General features: G+C 64.0%; 1 protein-coding gene. It reads left to right on the top strand.

The window, feature by feature from the left end; translation table 11 throughout:
* Nucleotides 1-81 precede the first annotated feature (81 nt).
* A partial coding sequence (locus tag NKJ08_RS38805) for an IS110 family RNA-guided transposase (protein WP_352786419.1) occupies nt 82-775 on the top strand: 694 nt, incomplete at its 3' end.

Genomic DNA, 775 nt, shown 5'->3' with positions numbered 1-775 from the left:
GTACGAGGGTTAAGCCGGCTGGCCGGCGCAGAGCCTCATGCATAGGAGACGGGCCATATGGACCATATCAGATTTGTCGGTTTGGATGTTCACAAGGAAGGGATCTCGGTCGCGGTGGCGGAGAGCGGACGCTGCGGCTCGGTGGACTATCTCGGGGAGATTGCTAATGACGCTAATGCCGTGAGCAAGCTGTGCGATCGCCTCGGACGGTCCGGCAAGCGGCTGGCGTTTTGCTATGAGGCCGGCCCGTGCGGCTATGGCGTTCATCGCCAACTGACGCGCCTCGGCCATCGGTGCGACGTGGTGGCGCCGTCGCTGATTCCGCGGAAGCCTGGCGATCGGGTGAAGACGAACCGTCGCGACGCCACCATGCTCGCCCGCCTTCATCGGGCCGGAGAGTTGACCCCCGTCTGGGTGCCCGACGCCGATCATGAAGCCATGCGCGACCTGATCCGGCTGCGCAGCGTCGTGCGACAGGTGGTGACGCGAGCGCGCCAACATCTTCAAGGATTTCTGCTGCGTCACGGGCGCAAGCATGAGCGTGGGACGGCCTGGCGAAAGGCTTACCGGCGATGGCTTTCGACATTGGCCTTCGACCATCCCGCCCAGCAGATCGCATTTCAGGATTACGTCGATGCCGTCACGGATGCGGAACGGCGCCTGCAGCAGGTCGAGGAACAGATACTCAGCCTGCTCCCGGAATGGAACCAGCGCCCGGTCGTTGACGCCTTGCAGGCGATGCGCGGCATCGCGCTGATCAATGCCGTGGTGCTGG

It is taken from the genome of Mesorhizobium sp. M0244 (assembly GCF_040321795.1).
Lineage (GTDB): Bacteria > Pseudomonadota > Alphaproteobacteria > Rhizobiales > Rhizobiaceae > Mesorhizobium.
This window is presented reverse-complemented; position numbering and strand designations above follow the sequence as displayed.